Below are 18,357 nucleotides of genomic sequence, written 5' to 3' on the forward strand. Positions count from 1 at the left end.
CGAAGCCGGCCGAGGTCAGCGGTTCACCAGGGGGCCGGAGCCGGTGGAGCCGCGGACGACCAGCTCGCACTGGAAGACGAGTTCCAGGTTCTTCGGCGGGGTGCCGCCGATCTCCTCCAGCAGGGTCTGCACGGCGGCGACGGCCATCGCGCCGATGGGCTTGCGCACCGTGGTGAGCGGCGGGTCGGTGAAGGCGATCAGCGGCGAGTCGTCGAAGCCGACCACCGATACCTCCCCCGGCACCGAAAGACCCCGCTCGCGGGCGGCCCGGATGGCGCCCAGGGCCATCAGGTCGCTGGCGCACACGATGGCGGTGCAGCCCCGTTCGATGAGCGCGCCGGCCGCGGCCTGCCCGCCCTCCACCGAGAACAGCGACTGCTGCACCAGCTCCTCGGCATCGGTGACCCCGAGGAGCTGGTGCATCGCCTGGGCGAAACCCTCGATCTTCCGGATGACCGGGACGAACCGCCGCTGCCCGACGGCCAGGCCGATGCGCTCGTGGCCGAGGTCGACCAGGTGCTGGACGGCGAGCCGGGCGGCCAGCCGGTCGTCCGGCGAGATGAACGGGGCCGCGATGTGCTCGCTGTAGCCGTCGACCAGCACGATGGGCAGGCCGCGGTCGGTGAGCCGGGTGTAGCGGTCCATCCGCGCGGTGGTGTCGGCGTGCAGGCCGGAGACGAAGATGATGCCGCTGACGTCCCGCTCCAGCAGCAGCTCGGTGAACTCGTCCTCCGGGGCGCCGCCCGGGCTCTGCGTGCACAGCACCGGCGTGTAGCCGTGCTGGGTGAGGGACTTCTCGATGGCCTGGGCGAACGCGGGGAAGATGGGGTTGTCCAGCTCCGGGGTGACCAGGCCGACCAGCCCGTGACTGCGCTGGCGCAGCCGCTGCGGGCGCTCGTACCCCATCAGGTCGAGCGCCGTCAGCACCAGCTGGCGGGTGCCCGCCGACACGCCCGGCTTGCCGTTCAGCACGCGGCTGACCGTGGCCTCGCTCACGCCGGCCTGGGCGGCGATGTCGGCGAGCCGGGCGTTTCCGTTCACGGGGGTAACTCTACGCATCCCCGAGGGCCCACCACGCCGCGGAATCCGCCGCGAGCCGGACGTGGCCGGGCCGGCCGTCCACCGGTTCGGGGGGAACGCTGGCCACCAGCAGCCGCCCGGGACGGGGCAGCTCGGCCGGCTCGCCGGTCAGGTTGACGGTGCAGGCGAACGCGCCGTCCCTGGTGAAGGCCAGGGTGCCCGCCGGGGAGTCCTGCCAGGCCAGCTCGCCGTCGCCGAGGGCGGGCAGCTCGCGGCGCAGCCGCAGCGCCTCCCGGTACAGCGACAGGGTGGAGCCGGGGTCGGCCAGCTGCGACTCCACGCTGAGCGGCCCCCAGTGGGCGGGGACCGGCAGCCAGGTCTGGGTGATGCCGGGCGGGCTGAACCCGAACGGCGCCTCGGTGTGCACCCACGGGATGGGGACGCGGCAGCCGTCCCGGCCGTCCTCGGGGGCGCGCAGCCGCTGCGGGTCCTGGCAGACCTCCGGCGGCAGGTCGAGCACCTCGGGCAGGCCGAGCTCCTCGCCCTGGTAGATGTAGGTGGAGCCGGGCAGCGCGAGCATCAGCAGCGCCGCCGCCCGGGCGCGGCACAGGCCGAGCTCGCCGTCGCCGTACCGGGTGACGTGCCGCTTGACGTCGTGGTTGGACAGCACCCAGGTCGTCGGCGCGCCGACCGGGGCGACGGTGGCCAGCGACTCGTCGATGACGCGGCGCATCATCTCCGCGTCCCACGGGGTCTTCAGGAAGTGGAAGTTGAACGCCTGGTGCATCTCGTCCGGGCGGACGTACTGGGCGAGCCGCTCCTGGGAGGGGGCCCAGGCCTCGGCGACGCCGATGCGCTCGCCGCCGTAGGAGTCGAGCACCCGGCGCCAGGCGCGGTGGATCTCGTGCACGCCGTCCTGGTCGAAGTAGGGCAGCACGGCGGTGCCGAGCATCTCCACCTGGCCGGCGGCGCCGATGTCGGGCAGGCCGTCGGCCTTGACCATGCCGTGCGCGACGTCCACCCGGAAGCCGTCCACGCCGAGGTCCAGCCAGAAGCGCAGCACCGCCTCGAACTCGGCGTACACCTCTGGGTTCTCCCAGTTGAGGTCCGGCTGCTGCGGGGCGAACAGGTGCAGGTACCACTCGCCGTCGGGCAGCCGGGTCCAGGCCGGGCCGCCGAAGACCGACTCCCAGTCGTTGGGCGGCAGCTCGCCGCCGGGCCCGCGGCCGGGGCGGAAGATGTAGCGCGCCCGCTCCGGGCTGTTCGGCCCCGCCTGCACGGCGGCGGTGAACCAGGCGTGCCGGTCGGAGGTGTGGTTGGGCACCACGTCGGTGATGACCTTCAGGCCGTGCCGGTGGGCGTCCTCGATGAGGGCCCGGGCGTCGGCCAGCGAGCCGAACAGCGGGTCGACGTCGCGGTAGTCGGCGACGTCGTATCCGAAGTCGGCCATCGGCGACGGATAGAACGGCGTGAGCCAGACGGCGTCCACGCCCAGCCCGGCCAGGTAGCCGAGCCGGCTGCGCACCCCGAGCAGGTCGCCGACGCCGTCGCCGTCGCCGTCGGCGAAGCTGCGCACGTAGACCTGGTAGATGACCGCGTCCCGCCACCAGCGGGTGGCCGCCGGCGCGGGCCGGGCGGCGCGGGCCACTTCGGTCATGGAGATCCCCCGATTCCTCGGAACTTGCGGATGGGTGGCGACGGTTTCAGGACTTGGTGGCGCCGGCGGTGAGGCCGGTGACCAGATGGCGCTGGACGAGCAGGAAGACCACCGCCGCCGGCACCGCGATGAGCACCGAGGACGCGGTGAGCAGGCCCCACTCGGCCTTGTGCTGGCCGACGAACTGGGCCAGGCCGACGGCGAGGGTGTACTTGTCGTCGCCGGTCATGAAGGCGGTCGCGTAGGCGACCTCGGCCCAGGCGGTGATGAAGGAGTAGAACGCGGCCACGGCCAGGCCCGGCTTGGACAGCGGCAGGATGAGCCGCCAGAACGTGCCGAACGGGCTGAGCCCGTCCACCCGGCCCGCCTCGTCGATCTCCTTCGGGACGGTGTCGAAGTAGCCCTTCATCATCCAGGCGCAGAACGGCACCGCCGAGGTGAGGTAGGCGATGACCAGGCCGGGGAACTGGTTGATCAGCCCGAGCCCCGCCATCAGGTTGTAGATGGGCACGATCAGGATCGCGACCGGGAACATCTGGGTGATCAGCAGCATCCACATGACCGACCCGTGGCCGGGGAAGCGGAAGCGGCTGACGGCGTACCCGGTGGAGGCGGCGATGCTGACGCCGAGCACGGTCGTCAGCGCGGCGACCAGCAGCGAGTTGGCCAGCCAGCGCGGGAAGGCGGTGTCGCCGAGCACCTGGGCGTAGTTGGCCAGGCTGGGCTCGACGAACAGCTGCACCGTGCTGGACTGCCAGGCGTTGCGCGGCTTGAGGGAGGTCAGCACCAGCCAGGCGACCGGGAAGACCGCGCACAGGCTGGCCACGATCAGGGTGACGTGCAGCGCCAGCGAGGCGGCCGGGCGGCGCGAGAAGCGTCCCTTCGACGGCTTCGCGGCCCGGCGACCGGCGGCGTGGCCGGTGGTGGTCGCGGCGCTCACCATGCCTCCCCCTGCCGGCTCAGCGCGCGGCGGTAGACGACGGCCATCGCGACGAGCAGCACCAGGATGAGCACTCCCCACGCGGCCGAACCCGAGTAGTTGCGGATGCCCTCGAACGCCTGCCGGTAGGCGTAGGTGACGAGGATCTCGCTGGATCCGCCCGGCCCGCCCTTGGTGACCAGGTAGATGACCGGGAACTGGTTGAAGGTCCAGATGGTGCCGAGCAGCACCACGGTGCTGGAGACCGGGCGCAGCCCGGGCACGGTGATGTGCCGGAACCGCTGCCAGGGGGACGCGCCGTCCACCTCGGCCGCCTCGTACAGCTCCCGGGGAATGGCCTGCAGGCCGCCGAGCAGCGCGAGCATCATGAACGGCACGCCGAGCCACACGTTCACCGTGATGACCGAGACCTTGGCCCACAGCGGCTGGTCCAGCCAGTCGACACCGGGCAGGCCGACGGTGCGCAGCAGCGCGTTGATCACGCCGAACTCGCCGTTGAGCAGGTAGCGCCAGATGAACGCCGAGACGAACGCGGGCACCGCCCAGGGCAGCACCAGCATCATGCGGTACAGCGAGCGGAAGCGCAGCGGCCGGTTCAGCAGCATGGCCAGCCCGAGCCCGAGGCCGTAGTGCAGCGCGACGCAGACGACGGTCCACACGACGGTCCAGCCGAGCCGGGACAGGAACTCGGCGGAGGTGACGATGTCGACGTAGTTGCCCAGGCCCACGAACTCGTACGTCGAGGGGATGACGTTCATCCCGATCGTGCGGCCCATGTTGGCCTCGGTGGCGTCGGTGAGCGACAGGTAGACGCCCCGGACCAGCGGATAGCCGATCAGCACGATCGCGACGATGACCACCGGGGCGCACATCGCCCAGGCGTACCAGTGGCGGGTGAGGAACCGGCCGGCCCGGCCTTGCCGGCGCCGCGGCTGGCGGGCACGGCCGCGGGGATCGGTCCCCGCGGCCGTACCGTCAACGACCTGGGTCGTCATCGGTCACAGGCTCCAGCCCTTGAGGATGCCCTGGTAGGCCTTGGCCACGTCCTGCAGCATCGGCTCGGTGGTGGTGCCGCCGGTGACCAGCTTCTGGTAGCCCTGCAGCAGCGGCTCGTACAGCGAGGCGGCCTCGGGGATCCACGGGCGCTCGACGGCGGACTCCATCGGCTTCTGCCACTGGGCGATCTTGGGGTTGGCCGTCGCCTCGGCGGCGCTGTAGGCGGAGGTGCGGGTGGGCAGCAGGCCCAGCTTGCCGGCGATCTTGGCCTGGCTCTCGGTGGAGGCCATGTAGTTGATGAACAGGTAGGAGGCGTCCAGGTTCTTGGAGCCGGCGTAGACGGTGTAGTCGTGGCCGCCCACCGGGGAGCCGGACTTGGCCGAGCCGGCCGGCACCGGGGCCACCCCGAAGTTGTCCGGGTCGTCCTTGAAGACCTTGCCGCCGAGGTTGTCGGTGTTCGACCAGGGGCCGTTGAAGATCATCGCGACCTTGCCTTCCTTGAAGGCGGTCTCGGCGTTGGTGTAGCTGTCCTGGACGGCCGGCTTGATGGTGGCGCCGGACTTGACCAGGTCCTCGACGATCTTCACGCCCGCGACGGCCTGCGGGGCGGCGATGGCGATCTTCTTGTTGGGCACGTCGACGAAGTCGCCGCCCTCGCCGTAGATGAACGGCAGCAGGAAGTAGGAGTCGACGTTCAGCGCCAGCCCGTCGGCGCCGGCCTTGGACTTGACGTCCAACGCCACCTTCTTCAGGTCGGCCATGGTGGCCGGCGGGGCGTCGTAGCCGGCCTTCTTGAGCAGCTTCTTGTTGTACAGCAGGCCGAGGGTGTCGGTGACCTGCGGCACGCCGTATGTCTTGCCGTTGAACTTGCCGCTCGCGGCCGGCGAGGCCAGGAAGTCCTCGGGCTTGTCCACGGCGGTGGTGCCGTCCAGCGGGGCCAGGTAGCCCAGGGAGGCGAACTCCGCCACCCAGCCGACGTCGGTGCGCAGCACGTCGGGGGCGCCGGCGCCGCTCTGCGCGGCGGTCTTGAACTTGTCGCGCGCGTCGGCGAACGGCACGTTCACGTAGTTGACCTTGATCTTGGGGTACTTCGCCGAGAAGTCCTTGATCAGCTCCTGGAAGACGGGCCCCTCGTTGGTGGCGTCGGAGGTGTCCCACCAGGTCACCGTGCCGGCGACGGACGCGGGGTCGGCGCTCTTGGCCGGTGCCGCCGCGTTGTCAGGGGTGTCGCCGCCGCCACAGGCGGAGACCGCCAGTGCGAGCGCCGCGGCGGTAGCCGCGACCGAGATGCCTCGCCGCATGTTGTGCTCTCCTTGCTCAGCTTCATTGCCCGAGTCGGCGACGGCGCCCGCGGCCCCGAGGGCGGGCGGTCGTCACCGGTGTAGGCGGAACGTAACAGTCACGTGAACGGACATGAAAGACCTTTCAGCAACTTTCTGCAAATTGTGATGCGGTCGACATGACCGCCCGCCCGCCAGGTGGCGCCGCCGCCGCCCGGAGGGAGCGGCGGGCGCCGGCTCGGGGCAGAGGTTGGCAGGTGTCCTGACCATGACGGGAGGTCGTCGGTCAAGTGGCCACCAGCTGAGCGATTTCTCACGTCATGTATGGACATAGCGGGTGACGACGCGATGTACTACCTCAGCGATTCACAATGGCGGCTGGGATCCGGGCGATGATGCCCGGGAGGAACGAGTGACGATGAGTACCGTCGTTCTCGACAGCGTGACAAAGGTGTACCCCGGGGGACATCTCGCGGTCGATCGATTGAGCCTGCGCGCGGAGGAGGGCGAGCTACTGGTCCTGCTCGGCCCGTCCGGGTGCGGCAAGTCCACCCTGCTCCGCATGATCGCGGGGCTGGAGGAGATCACCTCGGGGGATTTGTACCTGAACGGGCACTTCGCCAACGACCTGGCCCCACGCGACCGGGACGTCGCCATGGTCTTCCAGAGCGGCGCGCTCTACCCGCACCGCTCGGTACGCGGCAACCTGTCGTTCCCCCTGGAGATCGCCAAGGCCGACCCCAACCTCACCCGCGAGCGGGTGGTCGAGCTGTCCAAGGCACTGCACATCGACGAGACGCTGGACCGCCGGCCTGGAACGCTCTCAGGCGGCCAGCGCCAGCGGGTCGCGATGGGCCGGGCGATCGTCCGCCAGCCGTCCATCTTCCTGATGGACGAGCCGCTGTCCAACCTGGACGCGGGCATGCGCACCGAGCTGCGCATGGAGATCTCCTCGCTGGTGCGGGCGCTCGGCGTCACCACGATCTACGTGACGCACGACCAGGTCGAGGCGCTCACGCTGGCCGACCGGATCGCCATCATCAACCGCGGGGTGCTGCAGGACGTGGGCACGCCCTCGCAGATCTACAACGACCCGGCGACGGCGTTCGTCGCGGCGTTCCTCAGCTCGCAGCAGATCAACCTGCTGTCGGCCGCGGTGCGGACCCCGCAGAACCAGTACATCATGCTGGACTTCGGCCTGCACCAGATCATCATGCCCTGGAGCGACCCGCGCGCCTACGCGCTGTCCCAGCACACCGGCAGCCAGATCATCGTGGGCATCCGCCCGGACGGCCTGGCCCCGCTGCCGGACGGAGCCGACGCGCCGCACTTCGCCGGCCGGGTCCGCACGCTGGAGTACCACGGCCACGAGTGGCTGGCCTACCTGGAGGTCGGCATCCCGGCGGTCAGCGCCCCGGAGCCGGCCCCGCGCGCCAACCTCAACGGTCACGCCAACGGCCACGCCAACGGCAACGGGCACGGCGGCGTAGGCGGGCGGATGCGGGCGATGATGCGCCGCTTCATGCCCGGGGCCACCGAGGAGGAGCCGCTCCCGGTGGAGGAGGCCGCCGCGCCCGGCATCAGCGGGCACCACCGGCGCTCCGACCTGGTCGTCCGGCTCGGCTCGCGGCCGGTGTGGCGGGCGGGGGATCATGGCCGGGTCGGGGTGGACCTGAGCCGCATCATGCTGTTCACCATGGAAGGGAACCGGATCGACCCGCCGCGGCGTTGACGCCGGCCGCGGCCCGAGAAGACGGCCGGATCCCACCCGATCGCCCTCCATGATCGACATGACGGCCCGGCATCAGGCGACCGTGCGGCCGGCCGGTGGCGCGGCCAGCAGCGAGACGATCTCCACCAGGCGCGCCGCCCGGTCCAGCTCGACCTGGTGAAAGGCCGGGCCGTCCGTCCGGGCCACCACCAGGTGCAGGCCGGCCGCCGCCACCGGCAGGCTGAGCAGGTGCAGCGCGCCCTCGCTGAACGCCGACGGCCGCAGCGGCGTCAGATCGGGCATCTCCGCGATGTCCGGCGCCTGCCAGCTCCCGTGCACCACGTCCCCGGTGCGGGAGTCGACGGCCAGCGCCCACTCGGCGCTCACCAGGCCGGGCGCCGCGTCCACCAGGGTGCGGAACGCCCGGGCGCCGTCGGTGGCCACCTGGCCGAGCAGGTCGTAGTCGGGGCTGCTGCCGGGCACCTCCCGGGTGGGCCACGCCCCCTCCACCCGCACCCCCGGCACGACCGACAGCCGGTCGCGCAGCTCCCCGGCCGCCAGTCCGGCCGGCCAGGAGAGGGTGAAGTCGTCCACCGCCCGGCCGGCCTGGCGTTCCAGCACCGTGACCTGGTGGATGTCCGCGCCGAGGACGCCGAAGGCGCGGGCCACCTGCCCGAGCACCCCCGGACGGTCCGGCAGGGACACCCGCACTCTCAGCACCATCGTCACCACCCCCGCGCCCGCCGGCCGGCCGTTCCGGTCCGGCACACCGCCCAGCCTGCTCGACCGAGATTTCCGGATCGTTCCAGCAGGATGTCGGCGATGAGTCCTATCTGTGCTGATACGCACCGGCATCCGGATGGCCGAACCGCGGGATCGCCCGCCCGGTGAGGTCATAGGCGAGCCCGAGACCGCCGTACCACGCCGGGCCGAGCCGCACCCCCCCGCCGATCGCCGGCGAGCCGGCGCGCACCCGCAGGTCCAGCGGCCCGACGAAGCGGGGGTCGCGGCGCACCGAGCGGTGGCCGAGCCGGAACCGGCCGATCCGCCCCGCGTAGACGCCGCCCGCGTCGTCGATCCCCCGGCCGTCCTCGTAGGCCGCCACCCCGCCGACCTTGATGACGTTGTTGCGCATCACCAGGATCCGGCGCGAGCAGCCATCGGAGCAGGCCACGCCGATGGTGCGGCGGGCCGGCAGGTACACCGAGTTGTTCACCACGACCGTGCCGAGCACCGGCCCGACCTGGTGCCCGGGCCCCCGGGTCACCAGGAACGAGCCGCGCCGCCGCCCGGAGGTGACCACGTTGCCGGCGAACAGGTTGCCGGTGGCGGTGTCACCGCGGCGGTGCCCGAGCTCGGTGAAGGTCTCGTTGTCGCGCGCGATGTTGTGCGCGATGACGTTGCGGTCCCCGCCGTAGATCTCCACCGCGGCGCCGTCGGCGACATAGTCGCGGCTCGGCGCGTAGCTGCCGGCGATCAGGTTGCCGATCACCCGGTTGTCGTCCCCGTTGAGCAGCACGCCGAACGCGCCGGAGTCGTTGTCCGGCCGGCCGTCGTTCACGCTCATCCGGTCGTTGCCGACGATGCGGCTGTCCCGGACCGAGTTGTGGCGGCCGCGCGGCGTCACCCACACGCCCGCGACGTTGCGGTCGGCGTACACGTCCGCCAGGTCGTTGTGGCGGCCCTGGACGCGAAAGCCGCTCCACCCGCAGTCGCTGGCGCGCAGGCCGCGCACCCGCCAGTGCGAGCCCGACACCACCACGCAGTCGCCGCGCCGCCCGGTGACGGTCGGCCGCGGCCCGTGCCCGTAGGCGCCCGCGGTGAGCGGGCGGGCGCGCGTGCCGTCGGCGCGCAGCCGAAGCGTGCCCTTCCAGCGGCCGCCGCGGCGCAGCAGCACGGTGTCCCCCGGGCGCAGCCGGGCCGCGTTGGCGCGCTCCAGGGTGCGCCAGGCCGCGCCTGGCGAGGTGCCCGGGGCGTCGTCGTCGCCCTCGCGGGCGTCAAGGTAGAAGACCCGGCCGGACCCGGTACGGGCCGGCGCGGGCAACCGGACGGATGCCGCGGCCCGGTCGAGCGGCGCCGCGGCCACGACCGGTAAGGCGGTGCCCCCCGGTGGGAGTGCCGGTACCGCGGCCGGGACGGCCATCAGTACCAGGACCGGCGGTAAGAGCCGGCCGGGTCGCCAGAGGTTCGGCGTCATCACACCACTGCCCCGGATCGGAAAGATCGGTGCCGCTCACCGTAGTGCCCGCGGTCCGCCGGCGGGAGGCCCGATGAGAGGGCACGCGGCCGGGTCCCGTTCGATCCCGGCACGCCGGACGATAAGCCGCGCCGGGCCGCCGTCGCCCGGCGCGCCGGGCGCCCTTTGCCGACCCTTGGACGGGTCTTGCCCGCGTAGCGGATCTTGACCGGTGGCCCCGTCGATAGCCTTTGCCAATGCCCCGCACATCGGCCGCGGCGTGGCCCCGATCGATCCGGGGGCGGGTCACCCTCCTCGCGCTCGCGCTGGCCGCCCTCCTGCTGGCGCCGCTCGGCGTGGCGGTCGACCTGGTCGTCCGGGACGCGGTCGCCGGCGCCCTGCTGCGGGACACCCGGGAGGCCGCCGCCCGGGTCGCCGCCGCCTACCACGAGGGAACGCTCCGCAACCCGGTCACGCCCGGTCCCGGCGGGGTGGACGTGATCCAGATCGTCGGTCCGGGCGACCATCTGCTGGCCGCCACCACGGCGGCCGAGCGGCTGCCCGTGCTGGGCACCGCCCGCCCGGCGCGGCCGGGCCGCTTCCTGGACTTCGTGGCCTGCCCGCCGCCGGCGGGCGCCTGCCTGCACGCGACCGCCGCGCAGATCGGCCCGCCGCCCGCCGGTCCGGTCGTGTACGCCGCCGCCCGGATGCCGGTGCCGCTCAGCGGGCGCGCGCTGGACGCGCTGGTCGGCCTGCACGTCGCCGCGCTGACCGCGCTGGCCGGGTGGGCGGCCTGGAAGGGCGCCGACCGGGGGCTGCGGACCGTGGACGACGTCCGGGCGCAGCTGGCCCGGATCATGGTGGGCGACCTGTCCCGGCGGGTCCGCGAGCCGCCGGGCGAGGACGAGATCTCCACGCTGGCCCGCACGGTCAACCGCACGCTGGCCCGGCTGGAACACTCGGTCGAGCAGCAGCGCCGGTTCGCCGCGGACGCCTCCCACGAGCTGCGCACCCCGATCGCCGGGCTGCGCGCCCACCTGGAGGAGGCGCGGATGTACCCCGAGCAGGCCGACCTGCCGACCCTGGTGAACGGCGCGCTGCGCGACACCGACCGGGTGGAGGCCATCGTCACCGACCTGCTGTTCCTGGCCCGGCTGGGGTCGGGCGGTCCCGCCGCGCAGGAGCCGGTGGACCTGGGCGGGCTGGCCGCCGAGGAGATCGCCCGCCGGCCGGGGCGGGTCCCGGTCAAGGCGGAGCTGGCCGACGGGGTGACCGTGCGCGGCGTGCGCCCCCACCTGCTGCGGCTGGCGGGCAACCTGCTGGACAACGCGCAGCGGCACGCCGCCACGATGGTCCGGGTGGAGGTGTTCCGCGCCCGGAGCACCGCCGTGCTGGCCGTCACCAACGACGGCGACCGCATCGCCGCGCGGGACCGCGAGCGCGTCTTCCAGCGCTTCACCCGCCTGGACGAGTCCCGCAGCCGCGACCGGGGCGGCACCGGACTGGGCCTGGCCATCGCCCGCGACGTCGCCATCGCGCACGGCGGCACGCTGCACGTCGAGGACACCCCGGAAGGCACCCGGTTCGTCCTCGTGCTGCCCGCGGCCGGTGCCGGCCCCTGAGGCGGTGCGTGGCGGGACGGGCGGGCCGGTCGGGAATGTTCATGGCGGCGACGCCGGACGTTCAGCCCGCACTCTCCTGGGCGGTCCTGGTCGGCGGTTAGCGTGCCTGGCATCCACGGACCCGCCGCCGCGCGGGCCCGCCGCCGCATATCAAGGAGCCGTCTTGCGCGTCCTGGCCGTCGTCCCCGCCCGCGGTGGTTCCGTGGGCGTCCCGTTGAAGAACCTCGCGACGGTGGGCGGCACGCCCCTGGTGGCGCGGGCGGTCGCCTCCTGCGCGGCGGCCCGGCTGGTGGACCGGGTGGTGGTGAGCACCGACCACCCGGACATCGCCGCGGCCGCCGCGGCGGCCGGCGCGCGGATCGTCCACCGCCCCGCCGAGCTGAGCGGCGGCGCCGCCTCCAGCGAGTCGGCGGTGCTGCACGCGCTCGAGCAGGCCGGCGGCGACCCCGAGGTGGTCGTCCTGGTGCAGTGCACCAGCGCCTTCATCGACCCGGCCGATCTGGACGCCGCGGTCGCCCGGGTGCTCGACGGCGGCGCCGACGTGGTGTTCTCCGGCCTGCCCATTCACGAGTTCGTCTGGGCCGCCGGCGGCGAGGGGGTGCGCGGGGTGAACCACGATCCGGCCGGCCGGCCGCGCCGGCAGGACCGCGACCCCGAGTACCGCGAGACCGGCGCCTTCTACGCCATGCGCACCGCCGGGCTGCGCGAGCACGGCCACCGGTTCTTCGGCACGGTCGCGGTGCAGCCGGTGCCCGCCCGGCACGCCGTCGAGGTGGACACCCACGAGGACCTGGAGATCGCCCGGGCGCTGGCCCCGTTCGCCGACCGGCCCGGCCCGCTGGACGTGGACGCCGTGGTCACCGACTTCGACGGCGTGCACACCGACGACCTTGTCTACGTGGACTCCGACGGCCGCGAGATGGTCGCGGTGAGCCGGTCGGACGGGCTCGGCGTCGCCATGCTGAGGCGGTCCGGCATCAAGATCCTGGTGCTGTCCACCGAGCGCAACCCCGTGGTGGCCGCCCGGGCGCGCAAGCTCGGCGTCCCGGTGCTGCAGGGGCTGTCGGCCAAGGTGACCGCGCTGCGCGACTGGCTCGGCATCGAAGGGCTGGACCCGGCCCGGGTGGCCTACGTGGGCAACGACCTCAACGACCTCGGGTGCATGGAGATGGTCGGCTGGCCGGTCGCCGTTCCCGACGCGCATCCGCGCGTCCGGGCCGCCGCCCGGGTGGTGCTCTCCCACCGGGGCGGCGCGGGCGCCGTCCGCGAGCTGTGCGACCGGGTGCTGGCCGCCCGCCCGGCCGGCGCCGAGCCGCCGGTGGCCGGCCCGCGGACCGCGCTGCGGGTCAAGGACGCCCCGGTCGAGATCGGGCGGCACCTGGTCGGGCCCGGCGAGCCGGTGTACGTGATCGGCGAGATCGGCATCAACCACAACGGCGACCTGGACATCGCCCGCCGGCTGATCGACGTGGCGGCCGACGCCGGCTGCCAGGCGGTGAAGTTCCAGAAGCGCACGCCGGACATCGCGGTGCCCGCCCACCAGCGCGACCAGATCCGGCAGACGCCGTGGGGCGAGATGACCTACCTGGAGTACAAGCACCGGGTGGAGTTCGGCGCCGACGAGTACCGGCAGATCGCCAAGTACTGCGCGGAGCGCGGCCTGGACTGGTTCGCCTCGCCGTGGGACGTCCCGTCGGTGGACTTCCTGGAGGAGATGGACGTCGTGGCGCACAAGGTGGCCTCGGCGAGCGTGACCGACCGCGAGCTGCTGCGCCGCCTGGCCGCCACCGGCAAGCCGATCATCCTGTCCACCGGCATGTCGACCCTGGAGGAGATCGACGAGGCGGTGGACGTCCTCGGCACCCGCAACCTGGTGATCATGCACGCCACCTCCACCTACCCGCTGCCGCCGGAGGAGGCCAACCTCCGCACGATCACCACCCTGCGGGACCGCTACGGCGTCCCGGTCGGCTACTCCGGTCACGAGCGCGGCCTGCAGATCTCGCTGGCCGCCGTCACGCTCGGCGCGGTCACCGTCGAGCGGCACATCACCCTGGACCGCACGATGTGGGGGTCCGACCACGCCGCGTCGCTGGAGCCGAGCGGCCTCGCGCACCTGGTCCGGGACATCCGCGTCATCGAGTCCGCCCTCGGCGACGGCGTCAAGCGGGTGTTCCCCGGCGAAGAGGCGCCCAAGGCCCGGCTGCGCCGGGTCACCGTCTGACCGGCCGGCAAAGGTGACAGTGATCACGCTGTCGGTCGTCGTGCCGGTGCGCGACGCCGGCCCCTACATCGGTGACGCGCTGGCGTCGCTGCGCCGCAACGCCCGGCCGGACTTCGAGTTCGTCGTGGTGGACGACGGCTCGGCGGACGACACCCCGCAGGTCATCGAGGACTTCCGCGACCTGCTGCCCGGGCTCACCGTGCTGCGCAACGGCGCCCCGGCCGGGCTGGCCGACGCCCGCAACCTGGGGCTGTCGCTGGCGTCCGGGCGGTACGTGACGTTCCTGGACGGGGACGACTGGCTGGCCCCGGGCTACCTGGACGATCTGGTGGCCGCGATCGACGGGCTCGGTGTCGACTTCGTCCGGGTGGACCACGTGCAGGTGGAGGGCCGCAAACGGGTCGTGCACCGCGCGCCGGAGGCCCGCCGCGGCGCGGTGCTGAAGCCGCGGGACGGCATCCTGCCCGCCGGCTCGCGCACCATGGTCGACTATCCCTACGCCTGGGCCGGCATCTACCGGCGCGAGCTCGGCGAGCTGCTGGCCTTCCCCGGGCACCTGCACACCGCCGAGGACCGCCCGTGGATCTGGCGGCTGCACCGGGAGGCGGCCTCGTTCGCCGTCGTCTCGCTGGCCGGCGTCTTCTACCGGCGGCTGGTGCCCTCGTCGCTGACCCAGATCGGCGACGAGCGGCAGCTGCACTTCTTCGACGCGTTCGACCTGGTCTTCGCGCAGCTGGACAACGAGCGCGACCTGCTGCCCAAGGCGGTCCGCACGTTCTGCGCGCTGCTGGCCCACCATCTGGAGCTCGGCGACCGTCTCGCGCCGGAGCTGCGGGATCGGTTCGCCGCGCGCGGGCGGGCGATGCTCGCCGGGCTGCCGGCCGCCCTGGTGGCCGAGTCCGGCCTTGACCCCGAGCGGGCGGCGGCGCTGCGCCCGCTGCTCCCCCGCCATCTCGTCCCGCCTACGGAGCCCGCCCGGTGACCCAGATCTTCTACGGCTCGACCCTGTTCGGGGCGATGACCCTGGCCGCCGCGATCGACGCGGGCGCGTTCGGGCCGCGGACCGGCCGGCGCGTCCTGCTGGTGTCGAACAACGCCGCCATCCCGGAGATCACCCCCGCGCTGGACGAGGCTCCCGGCTTCGCGGCGCTGCGCGACCGCTTCGACGAGGTGCGGTCGTGGAACGACCTCGTCGCGCCGCTGCATCCGTCGGACTGGAAGGCGCGCATCGTCGAGGTGCCGATGCTGTCGCGGCTGCTGCGCACCTGGCTGGCGCTGGAGGAGGACCCGGCCGAGCTGGTCCTGGAGTCGGTCGCGGTGCCACCGGCCCGGACGATCGGCGCGCTGGTCCGCGACTGCCCGATCACCGTGTACTCCGACGGGCTGATGAGTTACGGGCCCACCCGAGATCCGCTTCCGCTGGAGATAGCCGGGCGGATCACCCGGTTGCTGCATCTGGACCTGGTGCCCGGGCTGGCGCCGCTGCTGCTGCGCGAGGCCGGGGTCGCGCACGAGGTGGTGCCGCGGGAGGCGTTCCGCCGCCTGGCCGCCGCCCTTCCGGTGCCCGGCGGGCCGCGGACGCCGGCCGGAGCGGCCCTCAGGCCCGCCGGTGACGCCGGTGACGCCGGTGACGCCGGTGACGCCGGTGACGCCATGATCCTCGGCCAGTACCTGTCCGCGCTGGAGATCCTCTCCGCCGAGGAGGAGGCGCGGCTGCACGAGGACATGCTCCAGGCCCTGGCCGCGCGCGGGCACACCCGCGTGGTGTTCAAGCCGCATCCGGCCGCCGGCCGCCGGCACGCCCGCGAGCTGCGGGCCGCCGCCGCCCGGCTCGGCGTGCAGCTGGCCGTCGCCGGGGAGACGGTGCCCGCGGAGGCCTGCTTCCAGGCGCTGCGTCCCTCGCTGGTCGTCGGGTGCTTCTCCACGGCGCTCGCCACCGCGCGCCGCTTCTACGGGATCCCGGTGGCCACCATGGGCTGCCCGGCGGTGCTCGACCGGCTGTCCCCCTACGAGAACGGCAACCGGATCCCGGCGACCATCGTGGCGGCCACCGTGCCCCGGCTGGGCACCGACGGCTCGATCACCGATCCGCCGCCGGTGGATCTGGCGGCCCTGGTCACCGCGGTGGCGTACTGCATGCAGCCCAAGGCGCACCCGGACCTGAAGGAGGCGGCCGCGGCCTACCTGGCCGGGCCCGGCGCCGACCCGCGCTACTTCCGCAACCGGCGCCTGGCCGCGGCCGGCCTGGCCGCCGAGCCCCGGCCGGCCGGGCGGCTCATCGGCCGGCTGCGCCGCACGCTGGCCCGCTGAACGCTCAGCGCAGCCGGTCCAGGTAGCGGCGGGCCCGGCGCCTGGCCCGCCGGCCGGCCCGCAGCACCGAGGGCGGCACCTCCAGCCGCAGCCGGGCGCGGCGGCGGGCGGCGGCGTGCTCGGGCCCGTCCAGCAGCGACCGCGCCACCGCGGGCTCGCCGGCGGCGGCCGCGTCCACCAGGGCGACCAGCCGGCGGGCCCAGTCGCTGCCGGCGGGGTCGTGGAAGTAGTTGGCCGCGCACCACTCGGGCACCGGATGCCGGAAGTCGCCGCGCGCCAGGTCCTCCAGCGTGCCCAGGCAGCCGCTGCCCTCGAACACCAGGTTGATCATCTCCGCGCTGACACCGAAGTCGGCGAGCACCAGCAGCGGGACCCCCGCGGTGATGGCCTCCAGCGCGGCGGTCGAGCTGACGGTGACGAACGCCGCGGCGTGCGCCAGGTGGTCGCGCATCGCCCCGCCGGCGAACCGGACCGCGTCCGGCCGCACCAGGCCGGCCTCGGCCAGCGAGCGCCACAGCCGCGCGTAGTGGTGGCGTTCGGTGTGGGTCTGCCGCTCGTGTTCCAGGGCGCGGACCTTGACCACGACGTCCAGGTCGGGCCGGGCGCCGGCCAGCCGGGCCAGCGCGAGCAGTACCGCCTCGCGCTCCTCGCGCCGGCGCGGCACCTTGGCCTGGGTGGCGAACACCACCCGGCGCCGCTCCCCCGCCGCCGGCGCGGGCGCCGGGTCGAGGAACGGCAGCCGGGCGAGCGCGGTGGCCGCGGTCACCCCGAGCTCGGCGCCCAGCCGGGAGAACTCGGCGACCTCGCGCCCGCTGTGCACCACCAGCAGGTCGCAGCCGCTGCGGTACAGCCACGCCTTCTCGGTGGCCGGCACCGAGATGCCGGGCAGGCCGGACAGCAGGACCGGCCGGGGCCGCAGCCGGCCGAAGACCTCCGCCGCCAGCACGTCCACCACCGGCCCGGTACAGGCCAGCAGCACCGCCCGCGGCGCGGTGCGCGCGGCCAGCCGGCGCAGCTCGCGCACCGGCAGCACCGGCGGCGGCGCGCCGGCCGCGGCGCCGGTCCCGGCGACGGCGGCGGATATCTGGCCGGCCGACGGAGTGATCGGGGTGCGCACGACCGCGAGGGTGGCGGTCCAGCCGGCGGGCAGCCGGTCGACGAGGCCGGCCGCCCATTTCAGGTAGGAGTCGGAGTCCGCCACCGCGAGGACACGGGTCAAGGAGAGGGCCTTTCGAGTGCGAATATCTGCAGATGCGAGCGGAGGGAGCCGGGCGCCGACGCCGTCCACCAGTCGTCGGGCACCTCCACCGCCTGGACGGGCACCCCGCGCCCGGCCAGCAGCACGCGCAGCGAGGTGACGGCGGTGGAGGGCAGGCTGAGCACGCGCTGCCCGGGGCCGAGACCGCGCAGGGTCATCTCGACCGGCGCGCGGCCGTCGTAGACGGTGACCCCCGGATGCGCGCGCACCTTCTCCAGATCGCGAGGATCTTCGCGCCGGTGCGGGTAGTAGGCGAGCGGGACGCCCAGCGCGAACAGCCACGACAGGTAGCGGTCGCGGTGGATGAGCCCGTCGCGGACCAGCGAGGTGCCGAGGACCACCGTGCTCTCCGCGGGACGCGGGTGCCCGGCGGCCGGCCGCCCGCGCAGCCAGGGGAAGTCGTGCCGCACCAGCTCGGCGCCGGTCGCGCGGACCGCGGCGGCGAGCGGTGCGGGCACGGGAAGCGCGGTGAAGAAGGTCAGCCGGCCGGCGCGGGCGGCGGCGCGCAGGCGCAGCCCGGCGGCGGCGCCGAGCATCCGCCGGGGCCGGGACGGGACGGCGCGGGCGCGCACCAGCGGGGTGCCGGGCCGCGAGGTGAGCAGTTCCAGCAGCCGGACGGTGGCGAGCCCGTCGTCGACCACCACCGTGCGGGCGGGCGCGGCCACCAGCGCGGCGAGCTGCGCCCGGCCGGAGAAGGCGTCGCCGAGCACCCAGGTCGCCCGGCGAGGCGGCCGCAGCGCGCCGGCGGTCTCGATGGTGAGGCCGGCGGGCAGGCCGAGCGCCGCCAGCTCGGCGCCGGTGGTGTTCAGCGCGGGCAGCCCGGCGCGGGCCAGCACCCGCACGCCGGGGCCGAGCAGCCCGGCGTGCCGCGCCTCGACGGCGCAGAGCAGCTGGAGCGGCGACTCCACCCAGGCGACGGCCGATCCTTGCTCCCGCACCCGGCCTCGACCGTTCCTCTCCGCGCTGCTCGGGCTGCCCGGGCAACCGACACTTCCACGACCCGAGCACCGTAGCGACGGGACCCGACGCGTCGGGTAACGGCCGGTGAACACCCGGCGACGCCACCCGCCCGGCCGGTGAACGGCGCCGGGCGGGCCCAGGTGTGCGCGGCGGAGGCACTACGCCTGCCGCCGGGCGGGCGGCCGGCCGGGGCCCGGCCGCGT

14 protein-coding genes are annotated in these 18,357 nt (G+C 74.1%); 5 read left to right on the forward strand and 9 right to left on the reverse strand.

Features of this window, described 5'->3' with window-relative positions:
• Positions 1-15: 15 nt before the first annotated feature.
• The 5 genes from Sru01_RS11190 to Sru01_RS11210 are packed head-to-tail and all read right to left on the reverse strand — an operon-like array spanning position 16 to position 5,914.
• Complete coding sequence (locus Sru01_RS11190; RefSeq protein ID WP_203984058.1) at positions 16-1,059, reverse strand: LacI family DNA-binding transcriptional regulator; 1,044 nt, start codon at positions 1,057-1,059, stop codon at positions 16-18.
• On the reverse strand, positions 1,052-2,677 hold the full coding sequence (locus Sru01_RS11195; protein ID WP_203984059.1) for a glycoside hydrolase family 13 protein: 1,626 nt from the start codon (positions 2,675-2,677) through the stop codon (positions 1,052-1,054). The genes Sru01_RS11190 and Sru01_RS11195 overlap by 8 nt, the downstream gene beginning before the upstream one ends.
• Positions 2,678-2,723: 46 nt before the next feature.
• Positions 2,724-3,617 carry a sugar ABC transporter permease gene (locus Sru01_RS11200; protein WP_239137286.1) on the reverse strand — a complete coding sequence of 298 codons (894 nt, stop codon included), beginning with the start codon at positions 3,615-3,617 and terminating at the stop codon, positions 2,724-2,726.
• Positions 3,614-4,612, reverse strand: coding sequence for a carbohydrate ABC transporter permease (locus tag Sru01_RS11205; RefSeq protein WP_203984061.1), 999 nt, complete (start codon positions 4,610-4,612; stop codon positions 3,614-3,616). The genes Sru01_RS11200 and Sru01_RS11205 overlap by 4 nt, the downstream gene beginning before the upstream one ends.
• A 3-nt stretch (positions 4,613-4,615) precedes the next feature.
• Positions 4,616-5,914: an extracellular solute-binding protein gene (locus Sru01_RS11210; RefSeq protein WP_203984062.1), complete on the reverse strand. Its 1,299-nt coding sequence runs from the start codon at positions 5,912-5,914 to the stop codon at positions 4,616-4,618.
• Between the two features lie 397 nt (positions 5,915-6,311).
• Here Sru01_RS11210 and Sru01_RS11215 point away from each other — a divergent pair, with 397 nt between their 5' ends.
• Positions 6,312-7,625: an ABC transporter ATP-binding protein gene (locus Sru01_RS11215; protein WP_203984063.1), complete on the forward strand. Its 1,314-nt coding sequence runs from the start codon at positions 6,312-6,314 to the stop codon at positions 7,623-7,625.
• A gap of 72 nt (positions 7,626-7,697) precedes the next feature.
• On the opposite strand, the gene Sru01_RS11220 is transcribed toward Sru01_RS11215, so the two are convergent.
• On the reverse strand, positions 7,698-8,327 hold the full coding sequence (locus Sru01_RS11220; RefSeq protein WP_203984064.1) for an ACT domain-containing protein: 630 nt from the start codon (positions 8,325-8,327) through the stop codon (positions 7,698-7,700).
• A gap of 106 nt (positions 8,328-8,433) precedes the next feature.
• On the reverse strand, positions 8,434-9,690 hold the full coding sequence (locus Sru01_RS11225; RefSeq protein WP_239137287.1) for a NosD domain-containing protein: 1,257 nt from the start codon (positions 9,688-9,690) through the stop codon (positions 8,434-8,436).
• 347 nt (positions 9,691-10,037) lie between these two features.
• Here Sru01_RS11225 and Sru01_RS11230 point away from each other — a divergent pair, with 347 nt between their 5' ends.
• From Sru01_RS11230 to Sru01_RS11245, 4 genes are all read left to right on the forward strand, one after another.
• Positions 10,038-11,402: a sensor histidine kinase gene (locus tag Sru01_RS11230; protein WP_203984065.1), complete on the forward strand. Its 1,365-nt coding sequence runs from the start codon at positions 10,038-10,040 to the stop codon at positions 11,400-11,402.
• 163 nt (positions 11,403-11,565) lie between these two features.
• Positions 11,566-13,626 carry an N-acetylneuraminate synthase family protein gene (locus tag Sru01_RS11235; protein ID WP_203984067.1) on the forward strand — a complete coding sequence of 687 codons (2,061 nt, stop codon included), beginning with the start codon at positions 11,566-11,568 and terminating at the stop codon, positions 13,624-13,626.
• Positions 13,627-13,645: 19 nt separating this feature from the next.
• Positions 13,646-14,608, forward strand: a complete 963-nt coding sequence (locus Sru01_RS11240) for a glycosyltransferase family 2 protein (protein ID WP_203984069.1) — start codon at positions 13,646-13,648, stop codon at positions 14,606-14,608.
• The gene (locus tag Sru01_RS11245) at positions 14,605-15,936 is read left to right on the forward strand and encodes a polysialyltransferase family glycosyltransferase (RefSeq protein ID WP_203984071.1); all 1,332 of its coding nucleotides are present in this window, start codon (positions 14,605-14,607) and stop codon (positions 15,934-15,936) included. Before Sru01_RS11240 ends, Sru01_RS11245 begins: the two co-directional genes overlap by 4 nt.
• A 4-nt stretch (positions 15,937-15,940) precedes the next feature.
• On the opposite strand, the gene Sru01_RS11250 is transcribed toward Sru01_RS11245, so the two are convergent.
• Positions 15,941-17,155: a DUF6716 putative glycosyltransferase gene (locus Sru01_RS11250; RefSeq protein WP_203984073.1), complete on the reverse strand. Its 1,215-nt coding sequence runs from the start codon at positions 17,153-17,155 to the stop codon at positions 15,941-15,943.
• A complete protein-coding gene (locus Sru01_RS11255; protein ID WP_203984075.1) occupies positions 17,152-18,132 on the reverse strand; it encodes a hypothetical protein in 981 nt (326 codons plus the stop codon). The genes Sru01_RS11250 and Sru01_RS11255 overlap by 4 nt, the downstream gene beginning before the upstream one ends.
• Positions 18,133-18,357 lie beyond the last annotated feature (225 nt).

This window comes from Sphaerisporangium rufum (genome assembly GCF_016863395.1).
In the GTDB taxonomy this organism is placed as follows: Bacteria; Actinomycetota; Actinomycetes; order Streptosporangiales; family Streptosporangiaceae; genus Sphaerisporangium; species Sphaerisporangium rufum.